Source organism: Paenibacillus sp. FSL H8-0457 (genome assembly GCF_038051935.1).
Taxonomy (GTDB): Bacteria; Bacillota; Bacilli; order Paenibacillales; family Paenibacillaceae; genus Paenibacillus_AQ; species Paenibacillus_AQ lautus_A.
On sequence record NZ_CP150293.1, the window covers coordinates 7048353 to 7067076 of the forward strand.

Here is an 18724-nt window from a genome sequence, read left to right on the forward strand (position 1 = left end):
TTTTTTTGCGCCCCTTCATGAATTCTCTCCCACATGGATGGAGTTCTCCGGTTATATTTTTGCACGGTATGGTAAGGTTCGCTTAACGTATCCAAATACAAAGTTCAGTTTGGCTACAAAATATACATCATTTTATAAATGACAAAAGCCCCTCCTCACATTGGAGCGGCTTCTTTATAGAAGCAACCTTTTATTCGGAAATCTTCCCTTTAAGAAGTTACTACTTACTTTCACTAGCAATTTCATTAAAAATTTACTCATGTTCAAGTATTTTGTTTTTATTGCAATTTGGGTAGAGTTTTCTCCGAGGAATCTCAGCTAGGAAGAGATTGAGAGTTTACACAAAGATCTTGACAGACCCACTTGACCCGAAGGTTGTATGATATTTTTACAATAGTAATTTTTACAACTTTTATGTTTTAGCTTATGGTCGTATCATTCTATTCTATTGATATCTAAATACTCTTTAAAACTATCGCTATTCAAAAAATTCCCATAGTCCGTATTAAATTTAATCATTTCCTTTTTATAGTTATCATAATACATTCCTTCATTGCTTAGCTTTACTAAAAAGTTCATATGTTCCGTTAAAATTTTATTTATATTCTGAGATATATCTTTGTCAAACAGTAGTTCTGACTCTCTAAGTAGAGATAATATTTTAAAATTCAACTCAGAAAATTCTTCTATACCTAATTGTGGTTCTTTCTTTATTATAGCAGTGGTTTTTTGTATGTTTTCCAATTTTTGATAAAATTCAAATCTATATTGATATTGGGATAATTTATTTGCATTTGATGCTATATCAGCTTGCTTGTTGTATGTAAAATATTGTGCAATACCCACGAGAACCAACATTAATGAAAATACCAATGTTGCTAAAATATTGATTTTTTCTATAGACTTACGTCTACTTCCCTTTTTATTATTATCTTTGATAGTTGATTCCATCTCCATATCTTCTCGAGAAGCAATATCTGGTGCTGCCATCGTTTCAAGTGCATTAACTTCATCTTCTTTGGTTTCATTTTCTACTACATTGTGATTATTCATAAAACACCTCATTTTTAAATAGAGTTACCACGACATAAGCATTCAGAACATCCTCTACGATCGAGTCTAACCTGCCGTAAGTCTGCTCGTCTTGAGGTGCCAAATGTTCGTGATCTTCGTTAATAATATATGATCTAAGAATACACATACTATACGATACTGCAGCTTTTACCTGGTAGAGCGGTTCAGAATAAAATAAATCTGTGTTGGCGAGCTGCGTTGGATCTCCCCAACGATCGACATATTTACCTGTCCCCAAACCAAATGCATCTCGAATAAATACTCATACGTTAGATTCTATGTTACTCCCACTTTGTTCCCTTAATTTTTATGGAATTTTACAACTTTTTACTTTGACCATCTTTGACCAAATTGAGTTTATACCATTTTTTAGTTGAAGTCAAATCTCCACAAATAGACGTTCCTATTCCAATTTTCGCCGTCTTTTATGATACGGTTCAGCTTAACGGGTCTATCGGCGAAAAATGCCACCCTCCAAAATAGAAAGAGTCTTTTTCTGACAAATGAGTGTTAAAAAGGCTTCTACTTATCAATCATTCAAGTTATTTTGGCATTCTCGCCGGTAAGGCCTTGACCTACCCTCGTATCCTTGATTTCTGGACTATAAGTAAAAAGCAGGCCCTCTGTAAACTTACAGAGGGCCTGCTTTAATAACCTATATCCTTATGCCTTTTTTCTTCGGATCAGGAGCCAATTCTGCAAACAGCAAGATGCGTCCAGCCAACAGATAGCTGTGCATTTTTGTAGCTGTACTTAATAACTTGTTGTTCTTATACGATGTCATTAAAGTACGGTAATTCCACTCTCAAAAATGACTTTCAAATAGTCACCTTCAACGTGAAACTCAACGCTCAAAGTCAAATCATTGGGTTCGCCATCGGTCGTCAATGCATATTCGTAAGCAATTCCGCTTCCATCGTTAAAGTGATAGAAAGATTCTTGTTGATAAACACTGCCATCTTTATAAACAGGCCTAAAGGTGCATTCTACATCAAACCTATCGATCTGTTTCAACTCATTATCTTCCTTAAAATTCTCGATGACCTCTTTTAATAGCTTAACGTCCCAATTCTGCATATCATCAACATTTCGGGCAATTTCCTCATATCGTCCATCTGCGATGGAGTCAACAATCTCTTTTGCGAACGCCCGAATCATATCTTCCTCTTTGCCTAACACCCGTTTAATCATACCACGTGCTCCTTTATCTCCAGAATAATATGTATCTTACGGAGAGCGCCCTTTCACTACTCCATCACGATGTCTTACTCACTCTGCAGCAACTCGTCCCGCGCTTCGGTCAGCGCGAACCCCAGCAGGTTTCGGCCCCGCCATTTCACGGGATTCTCCGCATCCGGATTGGACATGCCGATCCCCCATATACGGTCCCGCGGGCTGGCTTCGACGAGGATGCGGTTCTTCGTCGTCTTGAGATAATCGCCTAGCTCCGGATTCTGCGAAAACTTGGCCAAGCTGGCTCTTTTGACGATGCCGTAGCATTCCTTGTCCCAAGTATCCTTGTCAAAGTTTCGGACCGCGCGCCCATAAGCCTTCATCTCCTTGGGATGCTTAGCCGTAAGGATCGACTCCAGCATTTCGTTGTCGCCGAACAGCCTTGCCTTCTCGGCCATCATAAACTGCTCGGCACAGGAATACTCCGTCCCCTCTACCGTGAACGGGCACATCCACCACTGGCTGAAGCAGCTTTTGTCGACGCTCCCGTCCTTAGGCGGCGTATGGCCCCAAAAGAATACATATTTGAACGTTTTTCCTTCGTTATAAGCTTTTCTTAGGTCATCGAGATTGTAAATCATCCTTTAATCCTCCAGTTTTCTCCGATACAACCGGGATGGCCGATGTCCCGCATTTTCGGTGTAATGATCGGTCTCCGCCACGAGATCGGCCACCTTGCGCCGGAAGGCCGCCTTCAATAGCTCTTTATCCATAATAACCTCATAAACCTGCTGCAGTTCCGTCAAGGTAAAAAGCTTTGGCATTAAGTGCAGCGCAATATCGGTATAATTCACTTTTCCCCGCAGCCGCTCGATCGCGCACGCTATAATCTTCGCATGGTCGAAGGCCAATCCGTCATTCGATACGATCTTATACTCCGTGCTAGTCGATGTCGTCTTCACTGTCAACGTTCTGGCCACGACCGCCGAAAGCTCCTCTTCACCGCTTAGCTTGAGTTCATACTCCAGCGTCTTGACGTATCCGTCCTCCATCAACTCTTTCTGCTCCCGCAGCAGCCGATAGGAGACCTTGAACCAAGAGGCGTCGGCCGCATCGTCTCCCGCTCTAAGCTCCAACTTGTCGCTGTTGATCAGAGCCATGTAGCTGCAGCTCATCACCCAGGTTCGGGGATCTCGCCCGATATCGCTGAACGTATACAACTGCTCCAAATAAACGTCGTCCACGCCGGTTTCCTCACGCAATTCCCTTGCAGCGGCCTGCTCAGTCGTCTCGCTCGGCTGGACAAAGCCGCCAGGCAGCGCCCATTTCCCCAGGAAGGGGTGACCTCCCCGGCGGATGAGCAGGATGCGGAGCTCCTTTTCCGGTAATTTCCGATAGCTGTCAGCTTCCTCATCCGTAACCGTGAAGATCACCATATCGGCTGCCACCGAAGGCCGCTCGTAATCTCCTGCCCGGTACTGCTCCAAAAATTCGCGTTCCGTAAGTCCGTTCCGATCCAACAAATCCAATGGGTGCGCCTCCTTGTTTTTTGATTCTAATGAGGTTATGGGTTCATTTTACTCCCTGCATGCATCTAATTCTAAACGTTTTAGCTCCCCGAAATAGTCTCGATAGGGCTCGAACTTTGCCAGCACCTCGTCTACCTTGCGCATGCGCTCTTCCAGGCTCCCCCGCAGCGTAATGTAGGGGATGCGCCGCTCCTTCAAATCCGCGATGATCTGTTTATGAAAAACATGCCGCTTCTGATCCCCGCTTCGATCCCACGTATCGTCGTAAGGAATATCATCGTCGCACAAGAAGAACAGATCGTAGCGCTGCGCGTTCTCCAGAGCAATTCGGGTCAATAGCTCCGGGGCCCGGCCGTGGTAATCCAAGGCGAACATATATGTCGTAATCGCATTGGTATCAACGAACAGGAATCGATTCGCCGCAAGCAAAGCCTGCTCTTCACGCTCGATATGACCCACTGCGATTTCATCGAACGCCTCTAGGCCGATTCTGCGGTCCACCTGATGCTCGGTCCAGTAATCGCGTCCGTATTCGCTCGCGTAGGTCGTGTTATACCGTCTTGCCAGCGCTTCGGTGATCGTCGACTTCCCCGTCGACATCGCCCCAACAAATACCACCTTCGTGATTAAGTCCCGGTACACAATATCACTTATGAACTCCCTGTACTTATATGGGTCGGAACGGATCATGGTTGCAGAGATCGGAACCCGCTCGCGGGCTTCATCGACCCGCCGGTCGACCGAGCCCAAAGCGAGACTCATATGCCTGCCGTAAAACTCGCTCGAGTAAAAATGCGTGACTTGCTCGCCGTTCAATAAACCGAGTATATACTGTTCTTCCCGAACCTCATGCTCTCGGTCATCCGAATACCCGTCCGGTCCGTCCCAAGCTTCGATAACCCGGACTGCCGGGTATAGTCGCCGTATCCAATTCGCCCGGATATGAAGCGGGATCGGAGTGACCGGCGTCTCGTAAATGACCACGATTAATTCATCGACCTCTTGCAGCGCCGTTTCGATCATGAACTGATGGCCTTTATGCAGCGGGGCAAACTTCCCCAGCGTTAATCCGAGCGTTTTCATGCCGCCACCTCCTTGGCCCCTTTGTTCCAATTGTAATACCCGTATACCGCATTGACCAAATACGCGCTCCACATGACGATCATCAGCATGCCTTCGCTGCTGCCCTCCAGCAATCGAATTGCCCACAGCAGCACCGTAAACAAATTCAACACAATATAGACCAGCCATTGTTCCTTGAATCTGCGGACCATTAAAAAGGTGGCCACAACGGACAGCACCGTCGTAGTCGCATCGATGTAAGGCGAGTTCTGTCCCGGGATGAACGATAGCCCATATCCCAGCAGCAAACAGCCTAATACACAGACTGCCCCAACGAGAAGCAGACCTCTAAGCTCCATTTGGCGCATGATCAGCTTGCCGTCTTGGCGGTGATTTTTCCACATGTAGAAGCCAATGACGTTCATCGGAACGAAGAACAGCAGATTCAGCATAACCTCTCCAAACAACCCGTTAATATAGGCCAGATAAGCGTAACCGATGGTGTTGTACATGCCGAAAACATAGCTCATCAGGCTGCCCTTCGCCGCAAGTACCACGCATAACACCCCGGTAATAAAAACGGTAAATCCGAATAAAGAGTCCTTTGAAATCACCGTAAACCCGACAGCGATCGAGGTAAACAGCGCCAACCACGCTATTTCGAACAGGCTCCAGCCACTCGCAACCTTCTTCACATTGCATCCCCTCCGTCTTCTCCACTGAGTTTACAGAGCGAAAACGCCCAATCAAACTTAGTATCATTTTGTTAATAACAATTTGTTACTATCAAAAATAACAGAAAATCCATCGTAGGGCAAGTGAAATCTCCCCATTTATCGCAGGCTTGATTTTTACCTTCTGTAGCCCGGTCAACAGATAACGAAAAACATGGGAGAGGACGAACACCACTTGTTACAACACGGAATATACAAATATATAGGCACTTATCCCAATCATGCTTATTCTGTAAACTTGGCAAATCGGAATAGGCACAAAGGAGTGTGTAGGTTGGTACTAAAATCATCTCACTATTTTGCCCACGGCAACACTGCGCGCGGGGCTCATTTCTTGTATACATCCGCATTTGATGGGTTGAACAAGGTATTTGTTCTTACGGGGCCCCAAGGCACGGGGAAATCGACGGTCATGCAAAGCTTGGCGGATAGCCTGCTGGATCAAGGCTTGCATGTGCAATGCTTCCACTCCCCTCTTCGTCCCGACGAACTGGATGGCATTATTTTTACGGAATTGAAGGTTGGTATTGTCGACGGGCGAGTCTGTAATGGGATTTCGGATAGCAGAGCCGGTGAAATCGTCTTTATCCACTTCGAGGAAGCGTTCGATAACAGCCTTATTTTACCGGGAGACTTCATCACGATAGAAGATCTTGGAGTCAAGCTTGAGAGTGCCTACTCAAATGTGTATGAAACGTTCGCAGCTGCATTGCGGATTCATGACGAGTGGGAAAAATTTTATATCGATAACATGGACTTCTCGAAGGCCGACCAGATCGCACTGGAATTGATTCAAGAATTATACGACGGGCATGAAAGCGATACGCCAACCGCTTCGCGTCACTTATTCTTCGGAGCTGCGACTCCGAGGGGGGCGTTCGATTTTATTCAAAGCTTGACCGCTCAGCTGGAAAGACGGATTTTCATCAAAGGAAGGGCGGGATCCGGCAAATCGACGCTGCTGAAAAAGCTTGCCTCCGCTGCAGAACAGAAAGGAATCGATGTGCAAGTGTTTCATTGCGGCTTTGATCCGAATAGTTTGGATATGTTGATATTCCCGAAGCTTCAAACAGCCATCTTCGACAGTACCGCTCCGCATGAATACTTTCCAGATCGGGACGGGGATGAGATCCTTGATATGTATATACGGACTATAGCTCCTGGAACAGATGAAGCCCACGCTACCGAAATAGCCGGTATCAAAGCACGCTATTCGGCAAAAATGAAAGAGGCCACCTCCCATCTGGCCGAAGCCGAAGCCATCGATTCTCAAATTAAGGCCTACTATGTTGCGGCCACCGATTTTTCGATCGTAGAGAAACTCCATTTGCAATTACAGTCCGAATTGAATGAACTGATCGGCTCCATTCAGCCTTCATAATAAGATACCACCCAAAAGCATTCGATTTCAGACGGGGCTCAGCAGGCTAAAACAAGCTGAGCCCCGTTTGAGATTGAATCTGCTTCCGCTTCTCCTATGGCCTTCTCCAAAACGACTGTGCGTATGGGACTGCAACGGAGCGCTCTCCCTTTTGTCATGAATACATCTCTATGATCTGCATGTACAATCGCCGTTTTCCCGTTATGCGAGACACACTATAACGTGTGTCGTACACAGGGATATTTTTAATTCGGTTACCAATTTGCATCTAATTTTCGCCGTTACTTATACTTACGGCTCAACGCGTTGTCTGTAACGGCAAGTTTGAAGGCCATCCTTTACTGCCCGTCAATGTCTACCTCTAAACCGTTTAATCGCATCCTCGGTCACCGGCTCGAAGAGGTTAAGAAGGTTGCCATCGGGATCGCGGAACAGCATAGAACGGTTCCCCCACGGCATCATGGTCGGTTCCTTTACCCAATGTTCGACAAATGGCTTCAAGCGCACATATTCGGCTTCGACATCGTCGACCCGGAACTCGATAATGACCGTGCGATTATTGGCGCCCACTACGGAATCGGTGCCGAATAGCTGCGTCGTCTGGGAGTGGCCGATTGCAAGGGTGTATGATGGCAAGGCGAGTTCGGCAAATACGGGCGCGGGTCGCTCCGCCGAAACCCCCACGACTTTCTCATAGAACTCAACAAGACGATCCACGTCGTCCGTAATGATGCGTACAGAAGCGAAATTCACAAGCTATCATCCTTCCTAATCATAGGTTTGGCTGTGTCCCACAGCCGTTGTAAAACATACTCTTTACTATCTCCTTTACATTTACATGTCCAATATAAAAAAACGCTACTGACAACGTTATGTCAGTAGCGTTTTAGAATTCTTTGGGCATCCTCACGAATATGATTTCGGAATGCTTCGGGTTCCAATACTGTTACGCCCGCTCCCAGCCAAGCACCCATTGCAGCAATTCATCCAGCTGATTCCGCTGGGACTACCTCTGCAGGTCCTAGACTACTTTTTTTCTTCTTGTAAGGTGGCAGCCCCACCTATTAAACAGGAAATCTCAATATCATCAATGTCAATCATCTTATCTTTCTCTGCATCATAGTACTCCCCAAATAAAAATAGTGACTCACTTTTCCTATTCAATAAATAGGGGATAATTGTTTCACAAAATTCTGTAACGCTTTTAAACATACACTCTGGTGCAATCCCCGCTTCATCGATAACCAACAATTCTTTGTGTTCAATAAGAGCAGGGTTGCGATTTAAATGGTAAAGTTGAAAAGAAGTACCCTTGCGATACGCTTTATAAATTGGAACTTCTATGTTTTCGATAAAATCTCCATCCGTATAATTCAAGATAAACTTTACGGTCATCCCCATTCTCCTTTCAACATGAGTTCAGCATAAATATATATGTTTCTCTATCGGTAATCCATATTTATTGGAGAGAACTAACAGTCGTTTTCAATTTCTCCATTGCTTTTTTGATAAAAGAAATTAAACTCATCGGGCAATTCTGCACCCGTGCGTCAAGCTTCAATTAGCGAGATTTTCTTTTCGCCTTACTTATGATACGGTTCCCCCCGGTTAATCTTCACCGCCCGGTAAATCTGCTCCACCAGCACCAGACGCATCAGCTGGTGCGGCAGGGTCATCCGACCGAAGCTGAGCTTCGTCTGGGCGCGCTTCAGGACGTCCTCGGAGAGGCCGTTAGAGCCGCCGATGACAAAAGCCACGTTGCTGGTCCCGTACGTGCCCAGCTTGTCCATATGGGCCGCCAGGTCCTCGCTGGACCACAGCTGGCCGCCGATCGCCAAGGCAATGACATGGGTGTCCGGCTTGATGTGGCCGAGAATGCCGGCGCCCTCCTTCTCCTGCACTTGGCGCATCTCGGCTTCGCTCATGTTCTCGGGCGCCTTCTCATCCGGAACCTCGTGCACGGACAGGCGCACATAAGGCGCAAGACGCTTGCTGTACTCCGCAATGCCCTGCACCAGGTACTTCTCCTTCAACTTGCCTACGCATACAATCTGTATATTCATGGCGCTGTTTCGCTCCTTAAACTCGACTTTATGACGTTCATTCTAACATGGTACCGCTGCCAATTAAAGGACATACCATACGCATCCCACCTCCTAAGAGAACTCTCACCCTCATTCGATTCCACTAAACTCAAGCCGCATATTAAAAAAGAGCCCTCTCCATTGAGAGCACTCTTCTTCACTGCCTATCTATTTTAAGATGACCGGCAGCTCTTTCAGCGCAAACATCATCGTGCTGTCCATCCGTGCCAGCTCTACGGAGCGGTCCCGACGGTATTCGGGGTAACGGTCCAGCAAGGTCTGGAGGGCGATTCGGGACTCCATGCGGGCTAACTGAGAGCCCATGCAGTAGTGAATGCCGCTGCCCAGGCCCAAGTGAGGGTTCGGATTCCGGTGGATGTTGAATACGTCCGGCTGATCAAATACATCCTCGTCATGATTGGCCGAGGCCATCCAGATATAAACGAACTGTCCCTGCTTCAGCTCCTGCCCCCGCAGCACCGTGTCCTGCTTCACGCTGCGGAACATCAGCTGAACGGGCGAGAAATAGCGGAAGACTTCCTCGATGGCCCCAGGAAGCAGCGCTGAATCTCCAAGCACCTCTGCACGGACCTCAGGCAGACTGTCGAAGGCGAGCACGGCCGAAGAGATCAGGTTGGTCGTCGTTTCGTTGCCGGCTACGAGAAGGAGAATGCAGAACCCGATAATCTCCAGTTCGGTCAGGTGTTCATTGTCGATGCGGGCCTCGACCAGCTTCGTGATCAGATCGTCCTGCGGATGCTGGCGACGGTCCTCTGCGATCTCGGAGAAGTATTCGCTCATCTCGCGCTGGCATTGGTAATAGGCATCGGGATTGTCGCCAACCAGAGCATCCGACCAGGCCTTGAACCGTTCCCGATAATCCATCGATACGCCGAGCATTTCTGCGATCACCGTGATCGGTAACGGACTTGCGAGATCGGCCACGATATCCATCTTCCCCTTCTTCTCAGCTTCGTCCAACAGGGAGGTCGTGATCTCCTGGATCTTGGGGGCAAGCGATTCGATCATGCGAGGCGTAAAAGCATGGGATACCAGCTTGCGCAGCTGGCGGTGCTTCGGCGGATCCTGCCGCAGTACACTGGATTCAATAGGGTCATCGGAGGATGAGGAGCCCTGGGAAGAGAACACTTCGTAATTCGTGAAGACCGCTTTGACATCCTCGTATTTAAATACGTTCCAGGCTCCGCCACCATCAATGGCCGCCACCGGAGATTCCGTCCGCATCTGGCGGAACCATTCCAGCGGGAGTAAACCGTTCTTATTCCATTCCATGCTTAACACCTTCGCTTTCCTCATCAAATTTGAACTGACTGGTCAGTTATACACATGTAAAAAAAGAAGGCCTTGCTTATTCTAGCGATATAAACAGGCCTTGGGTAATCATCGTGAATGCAAACTGCTCCAGATCCTCACGCGAATACCGATCTTGATGATTCAAATAATAATTGCAAGTGCTCTCCAGCGTACCGACGATGCTGGCAGCGGCCAGGTTGGGATCCACGGCACGGCACAGGTTCTCCTCACACTGTCCTTCCTTAATCATGCTTGCCAGAAAGCTTAAATAATTCCGCTTAAGCTCCTTTAACTCATCCAGGACATCCTGCTCGATGCCGTTCGAAATCTCATTGAATACGATATGCGAGAAATGTCGGGATTCAAGAAACAAATCCAGATGATGGCGAATCGTCCGCTCAATCTTCTCCTTCATCGGCAGCGAGGAATTCAGATCGGCTTCCGTCCGCTGCATGATATCCTCAAAGCCCTGCTTCACCACCGTCTTGAAGAGCTGGGATTTGCCCGGGAAGTTGTAGTACAGTGTCCCCTTGGCAACCTGGGCGCGGGCGGCAATCTCGTCCATGCTTGCGCGGTGGTATCCGTTCTCGGAGAATACTTCAATGGCTGCTTGGATAATTTTTTCTTTGCTCACAATAGGGTCGGCCCTTTCACGGCTAAATTTAGTTCACCGTTCTTATTCTGACTGGTCAGTTCAAAAATAAGATACCATGCTGGCAAAAATTAGTCAACGGATACGCCTTCCCTCCATATGAAATGTTGGATTCCATCTCGATCTATTTCGATTCTTAGGTTTATTTCCGTGGTATCCTATACATATGGACAAATACGGTGTATATTTCAACAGGGCTGGTAAAGAATCAGCATATAGGAACAAGAATATACCGTAACGGAGTGATGGGTTGAGTAAATCCAAGGGCAAGGGCGGAACAGGCAGAGGCACGGGCAAGAAAGGCTGGAGCCGATGGGATGCAAGCGCAAGAAGAGCCAAGAGTAAACCCAAACCTTATACCAGTAAAGGGACCAAGCAGGCGGACAATACAGCGGACGCCGATAATCATAAAGGTACCCCATAATGAACATATGGTTTTAAGAACCCCTGATACAACCTAATGAAGGAGATGAACGGATTGGACAATCAAGAAGTTTTGACGGACATGCCGTCGAATTATGAGGAATTGAAAAGCTCCGCCAACCGAAACGCCAATTGGAGAGAACGCTTAAACGCCGTTGAAGAGCTGGGAAAATGGAAAAATCAAAAATCCATCGATATTTTGCTGCATAGACTGAATACGGATGCGGTTCACCAAGTACGGGAGGCTGCCTATCATAAACTCCTGGCCTTTGGCGAGGACGTGCAGATGCCCGAAAGACGCAAAGGCGAGCTGATGAAAGACGTTTCGAAGGTGCTCCTGCGCATCAAAAAGAGCCTTCCCCGTGACCACACGTATGAAGACTTCAAAGAGAAGCTGAAGAAAATGAGAATCGACATCTACGATACGTACGAGGGTGACAAAGGCGCCGACTTCGACAGCTGGCTGGAGCAAACCTGGTCTTCCTTGTTAAGAAGATAACGGTGCGCCCAGCCTTCCGGATGCTCACCATGTATATGAGAATTCCGGTTATGTTATACTGAACACAAATATTAATTTATAGGAGTGGTACTCTGAGAAAGCAAAAGCCCATGTCGTTTGATGATCTGCTGAAGGAATTGCAAGGCCAAAAATCGGTACAGGAGGATCCGGATAACATTTCTCTGGAAAAGCTGTTCAATGAATCGTTTATGCGTAAGCATTCTTCCCATACCAGCTTTGGGGATTTTGTCGTAAAAGGTAACTTCCAAGTGGAAACGCACGAAGATATCGATAACATTCCGGACGAACTGTTTGACCGTCATGTTTCCAGAGAAACCGATTTCCCGGATTGGAAATCGATGCTGGAGCAGGCCAAAGCCGATCATGCGGCTGCCATGAAGTAATATCGCTGCTATGACGCAGCTATGATCAGGGGCCGAAGGCCCCTTTTTCTATTCCATCCTTTTAACGTGGTATGCATTTCGACATCGACTTGCTTACTTCGACTCGGACTTGGATTCCGAATCCGATTCCGTCTCGGCCTTCTCCCTGAATTTCTTATAGAGCTTTGTAATATTCGCCGTATTGATCTCGATGTTGTGCTCGTAAGCGTATTTCACTGCATATCCCAGCGCCAGGGTCGTAGCACCCGCTACCGTCGCTCCGGCGACAGATCCAGCGCCAGGGAACACCTTCACGATCTGCCGGAAAATGCTCTTCCCGATATTCCCGAATATCGTGGCAATGACAAGCTCCTTGGCCGTCTCCTTGCTGATCGGCTTATTGTACAGCACCGCAAGCCGGGTAAGCAGACTCACTTGAATGCCGGTAATCGGAATGATATCCGACCCCGGGATGGGGGATGCGCCTACCGCTCCTGCCGAGATCGAGGCACCGATGATCCACCCGTTGGCGGTCGCCGACTTTTCCTTGATGCTTTTGGCAAAGAGGATGTCTTTAGACTTTTTTTTAAGTATCTCCAGAATGCTGCTCCGCAGCCGATCGATGTTCTGGCCCGTCCGTGAGGACACCGGCACAACCTCATAGCGCCCTCCGGTCTCCTTCCGGATACGCGCCACCAGGCGATCGATTTCATCCGCGGCGTCGATTTTGTTCAGCACGATCAGGATGTTCGAGTTAACGCCTTGAATTTTCTCATACGACTTCTTCTCCGCCTCCGAGAAGACGGTGCCTGCAGCGTTCAGAAAGAACAGCACGATATCCGCCTGTTTATAGTAATTCAAGGTCACCTCCGAATTGGCGGTGTTCACATCATTCAACCCGGGTGTATCAATGAAGGATATGTTGTCCTTGTACTTGTGTGGATGAATCACCGTCGTTTCCCCGGGCTCGGCCCCGACGCCGGCCACCTCTTCGCCCACGATCCGGTTCATGGTGGAGGACTTGCCCGTATTCACGTCGCCAATCAGCGCAATGAGGATTTCCTGCTTCAGCTGGCGGTTGATTTCATCCATTTCCTTCTCGTAGGCCTCATCGGCTGCCCGCTTGATCTCTTCTTCCCAAGCTTTTCCGTAGTCATCCATGTCTGATCGTCTCCATTCACGATAGGTTTTCGCGCCTCCGTGCAATCTATACATTCATCATACACTACGCAGGACTGTCCACCGAAGCTGCGTTTCTTCGATTCCCTTCATGATTCTCTTAAACAAAAAAAGCGTGAATTCATCACGCTTTCCCATTCGCATTATTTATTGAATTAAAAAATTCACATTACACAATTAAAAATTCAGCATGCTTCTCGCACTCCGCGCACTTCACCGGTGGGTCCCAGTCCGAAAACTCGGTCTCCTTCAGATCAACAATATCCGGGGCATCCTCATATTCATCCACGAAATTTTCGATCGCTAGTTCCACATGTTCCTTGCATACGACGTACATTCTATGCATCCTTTCTATCTTTCGCCTCATGTTGTGTTTACCTTCAAACCTGTATAGCCACTCTTCTGTTCTACCACACTCTACGAGAAAAAGAAATGTTTTTAACCCATTTGCCCATCCCCGCTGTATTTCAACCCACAAAAGCTTCCGACCCATCCATGGATTTCACATCCCAAGGCCTTCCGCCCAACTTAATTACAGGTGAGCAGCAAAAAAAGAGCGTGTTTCACGCTCTTCTTTCGCGGCCGTTTCAACGGCTCGTATCTAACCTTTTTCAATCTCTCTATATATGGATACTATTCCATGCTAACGATAATATATACCCGCTATTTGTTTCTATAAACAACGAACAAGCACATCTTTGTTGAAAAATGGTACACTCGCGGATTGTCCGCCAAGGGTAGCCTGCGTTATTCTCCAGGCTTCTCTTCCAGCTTGACCTTTAGCGACTGCAGCTTGCCGTCACGATAGAAGGTCACGTTCAGGTCTCCGCCCACCTTCGTGTTGTAGTACAGGTGCTTGCGGAGCTCGAGCGTCGTTGTAATCGGTTTGCCATCCAGCTTCACGATCACGTCGTTTAGCTGCAGACCGGCATCCAGCGCAGGTCCAAGCGCATCCAGCACGACCACGCCTTCGGTTACCGTCTTCGGCAGCTTGAGATCCTCCTTCTCCTTCTTGCTCAGCGGAGCATACGGATTGCTCAAGTCGACGGTGTATACGCCGAGATAAGGGCGGGCAATATGCCCCTTCAGCATCAGCTCGGTCACGACCTCCGTAATTTCGTTGACCGGAATCGCGAACCCGAGTCCTTCGACGCCGGTGTCGGCAATCTTCATCGTGTTGATGCCGATGACTTTACCGTTCAGGTCTACCAAAGCGCCTCCGCTGTTGCCCTCGTTAATGGCTGCGTCGGTCTGGATGACCTCCTGCTCCCAGTCGTAAATGCCGTCCTGGTTCAGGGATACCGGAATGATGCGGTTGGTATAGCTGACAATCCCGGAGGTCAGCGTATCGCCCAAACCCAGCGGGTTGCCGATGGCGATGACCGTTTCGCCGAGACGAAGCTTGGAGGAGTCCCCAAACTCGGCAACCTCGCCGATGCCTTTGCTGTCAATCGACAGAACAGCAATATCGCTGACGTTGTCCGTGCCGACCAAGGTTGCTTTTTTCTTCTCGCCGCCTACCAGCACAACCTCCAGGGAATCGGCGCCTTCCACCACATGGTTATTCGTAATCACGAAGGCTTTGCCCTCAAGTTTTTTGAAGATGACGCCGGATCCAAGGGCATCCTCTTGCGAGCCGCCGAAATCTTCGCCGAAATCAAAATCATCGCCGAAGTCGAACCCTTCCGGAAGCTCGAAGTCGCCCTCATCCTCAGGCGGCGTGCCGGATTCCTCTTCCAGCCCTTCACCCTCGATCCCTTCCTCTTCAGGCAGCGGAGTCTCTTTATGCGTCAACACGCTGACAACCGCAGGACGCACCTTCTGGGCAGCGCTAATAATCCGTTCATAAGGATCCCCATCCGACGTGGACAGCTGATGACTGCCATTGATCATGGTAATCGGTGACGACGTCGCAGGATGACCTGTAATGAAGCTGAACAGCATCACCGCAATCAAGGCGCTGCACACGGAACTGATCGCGGAAATCTGGAATGTGGATAAACCCTTCCTGCGGCGGGTGGACCGCCACTTCGTTCGCTCAGATCGGTCCTCGCTGGTATTTTTGCTCCGTCTGGAAATTTTAGTTGAATAGAAATCATCGTCAAACAATCCCATTGCGATCCCTCTCTCCCCTTGGTTGCTACGCGTCAAGATACTTTACCAGCTTCAGACCTACCGCCATTACCGACTGACCTACTAAAATCATCTTGTCGTCATAACAACCGCCTTGCACCGCATGTATCTATCTTTCTATGAATCGGCAGCGTGCCACCTGTTAAATATCTCTCTAATGTATGACTCTTCTGCGGCTCAAAAAGTTGCATTTTTGAGCACGGTCTTTGAACTTTTAGTGAAATATCGCTCCTTATCCAATATTTGAACCCACAGCCAGCAATCTAGTTCCAGAAAAGGTATGTATTGACACCCGATCGTTCAAAAAAGACCCTGTATCCTTCTATTACCACAAACAGGGCGTTTTAAGCGCGAAACATCCGTTTTTTTCTAAAAAAGATGGGAATACCTGGGTCGGCTGCATTTGGCGTATATAAGCACCCCGTGCTCTAGTTCGTTGCTGGTGCTTAACCACAGCCCTCGGACCTTCCGATGCTCCTATTGTACCACACGAACACAGGTTCACGTCAGCTTTCTTTGGTAAAAACAAATGCTAAATTGATGGCAATTTTAAGAGTCTGTGTAAAGAGAGATTTTACATTCGATCCATAGCGATTGTCCGGGTGAACACAATACCCTTGTATACGAGCCAGACAGCCAAAAGGTTCCATTTTTCGAGGATATTCCATGACCCTTTCTTCCGGCATACCCGCACTCCTGGCAGCGGCAGCCCTTGATTCGTGCATTCCCCCTTTAAAGACTATACCGAACAAATGTGTTAAGAAAATGGCAATAGGGTTGGTCTTCCAGGCCAAATATATTCATTTCGGAATGCCGGGCCACAGCTCTCCGGCGACCCACACATCATTCCTATTTGGATTCACCGTCACTTATTCTTTCCTAAGCTCTCCGCTGCAAAAATACTTCCCCGTCCCCTCTGCAGTATGCCTGCAGACAAGGCTCATATACCCTGTTTAGCCTATCAAAAAAGCACATTGTCTGCGCAAGCCATAGGATTTCGACCTGCTTCTCCGCTTTCTGGCACTGGTTAGGTTATCCATTCATCTGCAGGTTGCCTGCAGGGAATGTTATGAAGGGGAAACCATATGTAAGGAGGGTTAAGGATGGCAAGAAGATCACGGCGGCACCGGAGTCCCGAAATGCAGCAGTTCACGACAAACGTGATGCGAAACGAAGGCTATCAAGTCGACCCGCAGCGGCAGCAGGACCTCAAATACGAGGTGGCCAAATCACTCGGCGTACCGCTGAAACCCGGCGACAACAGAGACCTGACCACCGAACAGGCGGGTAAAGTCGGCGGTGCCATCGGCGGTTCCATGGTTCGGGAAATGGTTCGTATGGCGCAAGAAAGCCTCAGCAAGCGTTAGAGACGAGCCGTTTCTCAGCATGTGATGCGTCCGTCCGCAACAGCAAAACAGCCCCACGTCATCATGGGGCTGTTTTGCTCATGCCTATTTTAAGATATCCATGTTATGAATGCTGAATTCGTCCAAGGCAAGCTGTCTCACTAAACTATTCCCCGACTTTATCCCAAGGGGTCGGACGGTCATAATACGTATCGCATAATTTAAACTCGCTGTCCTTGAAGAAGCAGCCGCGGTCTTCCATCGTATCGCGTACGGTCATTCTTGCCAGGTCCATCATGTTATGATCCAGGCTGAGATGGGCCAGATACGTCCGTTTGGTATCGCCTGTCAGCAATTCGCTTAATGCATCGCCGGCCGAATTATTCGACAAGTGTCCCATGTCCCCAAGTATCCGGCGCTTGGTATTCCACGGGTACCGTCCCATCCGGAGCATCTCGATATCGTGATTGGCTTCCAGCACCAGCACATCCGAACCGTCCAGCGCTTTCTTCACCTTGTCGCTGACATAACCGAGGTCCGTAGCAACGCCGAGCTTCTCGTCGCCGTCATAGAAGCAGTAACCGACCGGTGCCGCAGCGTCATGGGATATTTCAAACGGCTCCACCCGCAGCGTGCCAAAATCCTTGACCTCATGACTCTCCAGCACAATCCGGTTCTCTTCCGCAATCTTGCCCAGCGACTTGCTCATCGCTTCCCACGTCTTCTCATTCGCATAGATCGGCAGATTGTATTTGCGCGCCACCGCGCCAAGCCCCCGGATATGATCCGAATGCTCATGCGTGACCAAGATTCCGTCGATTTCTTCTCCCATCATTTCGCGTTCCTTCAACAGCTCATCGATGCGTCTTGCACTTAGGCCCGCATCAATTAGCAGTGTCGTATCCTCATTGCGGACAATGGTCGCATTGCCCGTCGAGCCGCTCGACAGCACGGAAAATGAAATCCCCATAGTCTTGTTACTCCTTTGTCGTATCGCTTTTTGGCGTCAGCACGTCCCCGCTGATGCCTTGTACATAGATCATTTCGCCATGATCCAGCGTAAACCGCCAGGTCGGTGCTGCCAACTGATCCTCTGTATTAAACAACTGCCCATAATAACCAAGCTGAATATCGCGTACCGCCGAATCAGGCGGGATGAAATTACGTTCGATAAGAGTTTCCAAGGCCTTCGACGCAGGCAGAACCTTCTGTTCCTCCATATCGCTGCTTGGCAAAATCTCAAATACGGGTTCGCGAAACGCATGGATCTTCTGGGCTTCATGGATAAACTCCAACTCCACGTTAAACAGCGGCCATTCCTTCTGCACCAACGGCCGGAATATGAAGACATTCTCCTTGTCTGACGGCTCGTCATGGCGATAGTTCCCGAGATCCGCAATCTTGCCTTCCAGCGCATTCCGCAATTCCTTCTCATCGGCATAAATCAGCTTCGTGTCCACCGGCTGCTCCAGCCCTACCTGCTCTCCCTGAGCTTCCGCGCTGTAGATATAATTAATTTTGGGCAGCTGCGGCGTTTCCGTCGGGATCGGACTCAGCAATTGAATCCCATTCTCCTCCATCACCTGCTGGGTGCTCTCGGAAAGCGAGGTGAAATCCAGATTGGAGCCGACCTGCTCGCGGTAGTCCATCCAGAGCTGATAGCCCAGCACCAGATTCAGCAGCAAAAACGCGTAAATCAGAACATTTTTGGCACGGCCCCAATCCATGAATATCCCTCCTTGTGATTCAATGTACCCC

22 protein-coding genes are annotated in these 18724 nt (G+C 48.5%); 5 read left to right on the forward strand and 17 right to left on the reverse strand.

Translation table 11 applies throughout. The features are described from left to right. Positions 1 to 435 precede the first annotated feature (435 nt). The 6 genes from MHI43_RS31775 to pnuC form a co-directional block, all read right to left on the reverse strand. A complete protein-coding gene (locus MHI43_RS31775; protein WP_036659534.1) occupies positions 436 to 1053 on the reverse strand; it encodes a hypothetical protein in 618 nt (205 codons plus the stop codon). An 804-nt stretch (positions 1054 to 1857) separates the two neighbouring features. After that, a complete protein-coding gene (locus MHI43_RS31780; protein WP_036659535.1) occupies positions 1858 to 2265 on the reverse strand; it encodes a hypothetical protein in 408 nt (135 codons plus the stop codon). Positions 2266 to 2339: 74 nt separating this feature from the next. Beyond that, the gene (locus MHI43_RS31785) at positions 2340 to 2888 is read right to left on the reverse strand and encodes an NADAR family protein (protein ID WP_036659536.1); all 549 of its coding nucleotides are present in this window, start codon (positions 2886 to 2888) and stop codon (positions 2340 to 2342) included. Between the two features lie 3 nt (positions 2889 to 2891). Further along, positions 2892 to 3776, reverse strand: a complete 885-nt coding sequence (locus MHI43_RS31790) for an NUDIX domain-containing protein (protein WP_036659537.1) — start codon at positions 3774 to 3776, stop codon at positions 2892 to 2894. A gap of 48 nt (positions 3777 to 3824) precedes the next feature. Continuing rightward, positions 3825 to 4859, reverse strand: a complete 1035-nt coding sequence (locus MHI43_RS31795) for an AAA family ATPase (RefSeq protein ID WP_036659538.1) — start codon at positions 4857 to 4859, stop codon at positions 3825 to 3827. Continuing rightward, positions 4856 to 5533 (reverse strand): nicotinamide riboside transporter PnuC, encoded by a 678-nt coding sequence (pnuC, locus tag MHI43_RS31800; RefSeq protein ID WP_036659540.1) that lies wholly within the window; start codon positions 5531 to 5533, stop codon positions 4856 to 4858. The genes MHI43_RS31795 and pnuC overlap by 4 nt, the downstream gene beginning before the upstream one ends. A 304-nt stretch (positions 5534 to 5837) precedes the next feature. Here pnuC and MHI43_RS31805 point away from each other — a divergent pair, with 304 nt between their 5' ends. Next, positions 5838 to 6953 (forward strand): PRK06851 family protein, encoded by a 1116-nt coding sequence (locus MHI43_RS31805; protein ID WP_235201609.1) that lies wholly within the window; start codon positions 5838 to 5840, stop codon positions 6951 to 6953. Between the two features lie 348 nt (positions 6954 to 7301). Here the strand turns inward: MHI43_RS31805 and MHI43_RS31810 are convergent, their stop codons facing one another. The 5 genes from MHI43_RS31810 to MHI43_RS31830 all read right to left on the reverse strand — a co-directional run bounded on the left by MHI43_RS31810 (position 7302) and on the right by MHI43_RS31830 (position 10985). Continuing rightward, the gene (locus MHI43_RS31810) at positions 7302 to 7706 is read right to left on the reverse strand and encodes a VOC family protein (RefSeq protein ID WP_036659543.1); all 405 of its coding nucleotides are present in this window, start codon (positions 7704 to 7706) and stop codon (positions 7302 to 7304) included. A 273-nt stretch (positions 7707 to 7979) separates the two neighbouring features. Beyond that, a complete protein-coding gene (locus tag MHI43_RS31815) occupies positions 7980 to 8330 on the reverse strand; it encodes a hypothetical protein (protein WP_341283205.1) in 351 nt (116 codons plus the stop codon). A 206-nt stretch (positions 8331 to 8536) separates the two neighbouring features. Beyond that, entirely contained in the window at positions 8537 to 9016 is a 480-nt protein-coding gene (gene rlmH, locus MHI43_RS31820; protein ID WP_036659547.1) for a 23S rRNA (pseudouridine(1915)-N(3))-methyltransferase RlmH, read from the reverse strand. 189 nt (positions 9017 to 9205) lie between these two features. Continuing rightward, positions 9206 to 10330, reverse strand: coding sequence for a cytochrome P450 (locus MHI43_RS31825; RefSeq protein WP_235201599.1), 1125 nt, complete (start codon positions 10328 to 10330; stop codon positions 9206 to 9208). Positions 10331 to 10406: 76 nt separating this feature from the next. After that, positions 10407 to 10985 carry a TetR/AcrR family transcriptional regulator gene (locus MHI43_RS31830; protein ID WP_036659549.1) on the reverse strand — a complete coding sequence of 193 codons (579 nt, stop codon included), beginning with the start codon at positions 10983 to 10985 and terminating at the stop codon, positions 10407 to 10409. Between the two features lie 268 nt (positions 10986 to 11253). Here MHI43_RS31830 and MHI43_RS31835 point away from each other — a divergent pair, with 268 nt between their 5' ends. From MHI43_RS31835 to MHI43_RS31845, 3 genes are all read left to right on the forward strand, one after another. Further along, positions 11254 to 11427 (forward strand): DUF3934 family protein, encoded by a 174-nt coding sequence (locus tag MHI43_RS31835; protein WP_015738091.1) that lies wholly within the window; start codon positions 11254 to 11256, stop codon positions 11425 to 11427. A 45-nt stretch (positions 11428 to 11472) separates the two neighbouring features. Beyond that, on the forward strand, positions 11473 to 11925 hold the full coding sequence (locus MHI43_RS31840) for a HEAT repeat domain-containing protein (RefSeq protein WP_235201600.1): 453 nt from the start codon (positions 11473 to 11475) through the stop codon (positions 11923 to 11925). Positions 11926 to 12035: 110 nt separating this feature from the next. Next, positions 12036 to 12329, forward strand: coding sequence for a hypothetical protein (locus tag MHI43_RS31845; RefSeq protein WP_015738093.1), 294 nt, complete (start codon positions 12036 to 12038; stop codon positions 12327 to 12329). A 93-nt stretch (positions 12330 to 12422) separates the two neighbouring features. Here MHI43_RS31845 and MHI43_RS31850 read toward each other — a convergent pair whose 3' ends face one another. The 4 genes from MHI43_RS31850 to MHI43_RS31865 all read right to left on the reverse strand — a co-directional run bounded on the left by MHI43_RS31850 (position 12423) and on the right by MHI43_RS31865 (position 16414). Continuing rightward, positions 12423 to 13469, reverse strand: a complete 1047-nt coding sequence (locus MHI43_RS31850) for a GTPase (RefSeq protein ID WP_036659551.1) — start codon at positions 13467 to 13469, stop codon at positions 12423 to 12425. Between the two features lie 187 nt (positions 13470 to 13656). Next, positions 13657 to 13824, reverse strand: coding sequence for a CxxH/CxxC protein (locus MHI43_RS31855; protein WP_007129186.1), 168 nt, complete (start codon positions 13822 to 13824; stop codon positions 13657 to 13659). Positions 13825 to 14234: 410 nt separating this feature from the next. After that, positions 14235 to 15602 carry a trypsin-like peptidase domain-containing protein gene (locus MHI43_RS31860; RefSeq protein ID WP_036659555.1) on the reverse strand — a complete coding sequence of 456 codons (1368 nt, stop codon included), beginning with the start codon at positions 15600 to 15602 and terminating at the stop codon, positions 14235 to 14237. Positions 15603 to 16126: 524 nt separating this feature from the next. Further along, the gene (locus tag MHI43_RS31865) at positions 16127 to 16414 is read right to left on the reverse strand and encodes a hypothetical protein (protein WP_341283206.1); all 288 of its coding nucleotides are present in this window, start codon (positions 16412 to 16414) and stop codon (positions 16127 to 16129) included. Between the two features lie 309 nt (positions 16415 to 16723). On the opposite strand from MHI43_RS31865, the gene MHI43_RS31870 reads away from it, so the two are divergent. After that, complete coding sequence (locus MHI43_RS31870; protein WP_200868595.1) at positions 16724 to 16987, forward strand: alpha/beta-type small acid-soluble spore protein; 264 nt, start codon at positions 16724 to 16726, stop codon at positions 16985 to 16987. A gap of 145 nt (positions 16988 to 17132) precedes the next feature. Here MHI43_RS31870 and MHI43_RS31875 read toward each other — a convergent pair whose 3' ends face one another. Next, the gene (locus MHI43_RS31875) at positions 17133 to 17936 is read right to left on the reverse strand and encodes an MBL fold metallo-hydrolase (RefSeq protein WP_009591509.1); all 804 of its coding nucleotides are present in this window, start codon (positions 17934 to 17936) and stop codon (positions 17133 to 17135) included. Positions 17937 to 17943: 7 nt separating this feature from the next. Beyond that, on the reverse strand, positions 17944 to 18693 hold the full coding sequence (gene yycI, locus MHI43_RS31880; protein WP_036659559.1) for a two-component system regulatory protein YycI: 750 nt from the start codon (positions 18691 to 18693) through the stop codon (positions 17944 to 17946). Positions 18694 to 18724: the final 31 nt, after the last annotated feature.

What these genes read in the sequence shown, in the direction of transcription:
- MHI43_RS31780 (WP_036659535.1), bottom strand. Translation starts at nt 2,265, where the DNA reads ATGATTAAACGGGTGTTAGGCAAAGAGGAAGATATGATTCGGGCGTTC.
- MHI43_RS31825 (WP_235201599.1), bottom strand. Translation starts at nt 10,330, where the DNA reads ATGGAATGGAATAAGAACGGTTTACTCCCGCTGGAATGGTTCCGCCAG.
- MHI43_RS31850 (WP_036659551.1), bottom strand. Translation starts at nt 13,469, where the DNA reads ATGGATGACTACGGAAAAGCTTGGGAAGAAGAGATCAAGCGGGCAGCC.
- MHI43_RS31795 (WP_036659538.1), bottom strand. Translation starts at nt 4,859, where the DNA reads ATGAAAACGCTCGGATTAACGCTGGGGAAGTTTGCCCCGCTGCATAAA.
- MHI43_RS31845 (WP_015738093.1), top strand. Translation starts at nt 12,036, where the DNA reads ATGTCGTTTGATGATCTGCTGAAGGAATTGCAAGGCCAAAAATCGGTA.
- rlmH (WP_036659547.1), bottom strand. Translation starts at nt 9,016, where the DNA reads ATGAATATACAGATTGTATGCGTAGGCAAGTTGAAGGAGAAGTACCTG.
- MHI43_RS31875 (WP_009591509.1), bottom strand. Translation starts at nt 17,936, where the DNA reads ATGGGGATTTCATTTTCCGTGCTGTCGAGCGGCTCGACGGGCAATGCG.
- MHI43_RS31870 (WP_200868595.1), top strand. Translation starts at nt 16,724, where the DNA reads ATGGCAAGAAGATCACGGCGGCACCGGAGTCCCGAAATGCAGCAGTTC.
- MHI43_RS31775 (WP_036659534.1), bottom strand. Translation starts at nt 1,053, where the DNA reads ATGAATAATCACAATGTAGTAGAAAATGAAACCAAAGAAGATGAAGTT.
- MHI43_RS31855 (WP_007129186.1), bottom strand. Translation starts at nt 13,824, where the DNA reads ATGTACGTCGTATGCAAGGAACATGTGGAACTAGCGATCGAAAATTTC.
- MHI43_RS31840 (WP_235201600.1), top strand. Translation starts at nt 11,473, where the DNA reads ATGAACGGATTGGACAATCAAGAAGTTTTGACGGACATGCCGTCGAAT.
- MHI43_RS31785 (WP_036659536.1), bottom strand. Translation starts at nt 2,888, where the DNA reads ATGATTTACAATCTCGATGACCTAAGAAAAGCTTATAACGAAGGAAAA.
- MHI43_RS31860 (WP_036659555.1), bottom strand. Translation starts at nt 15,602, where the DNA reads ATGGGATTGTTTGACGATGATTTCTATTCAACTAAAATTTCCAGACGG.
- yycI (WP_036659559.1), bottom strand. Translation starts at nt 18,693, where the DNA reads ATGGATTGGGGCCGTGCCAAAAATGTTCTGATTTACGCGTTTTTGCTG.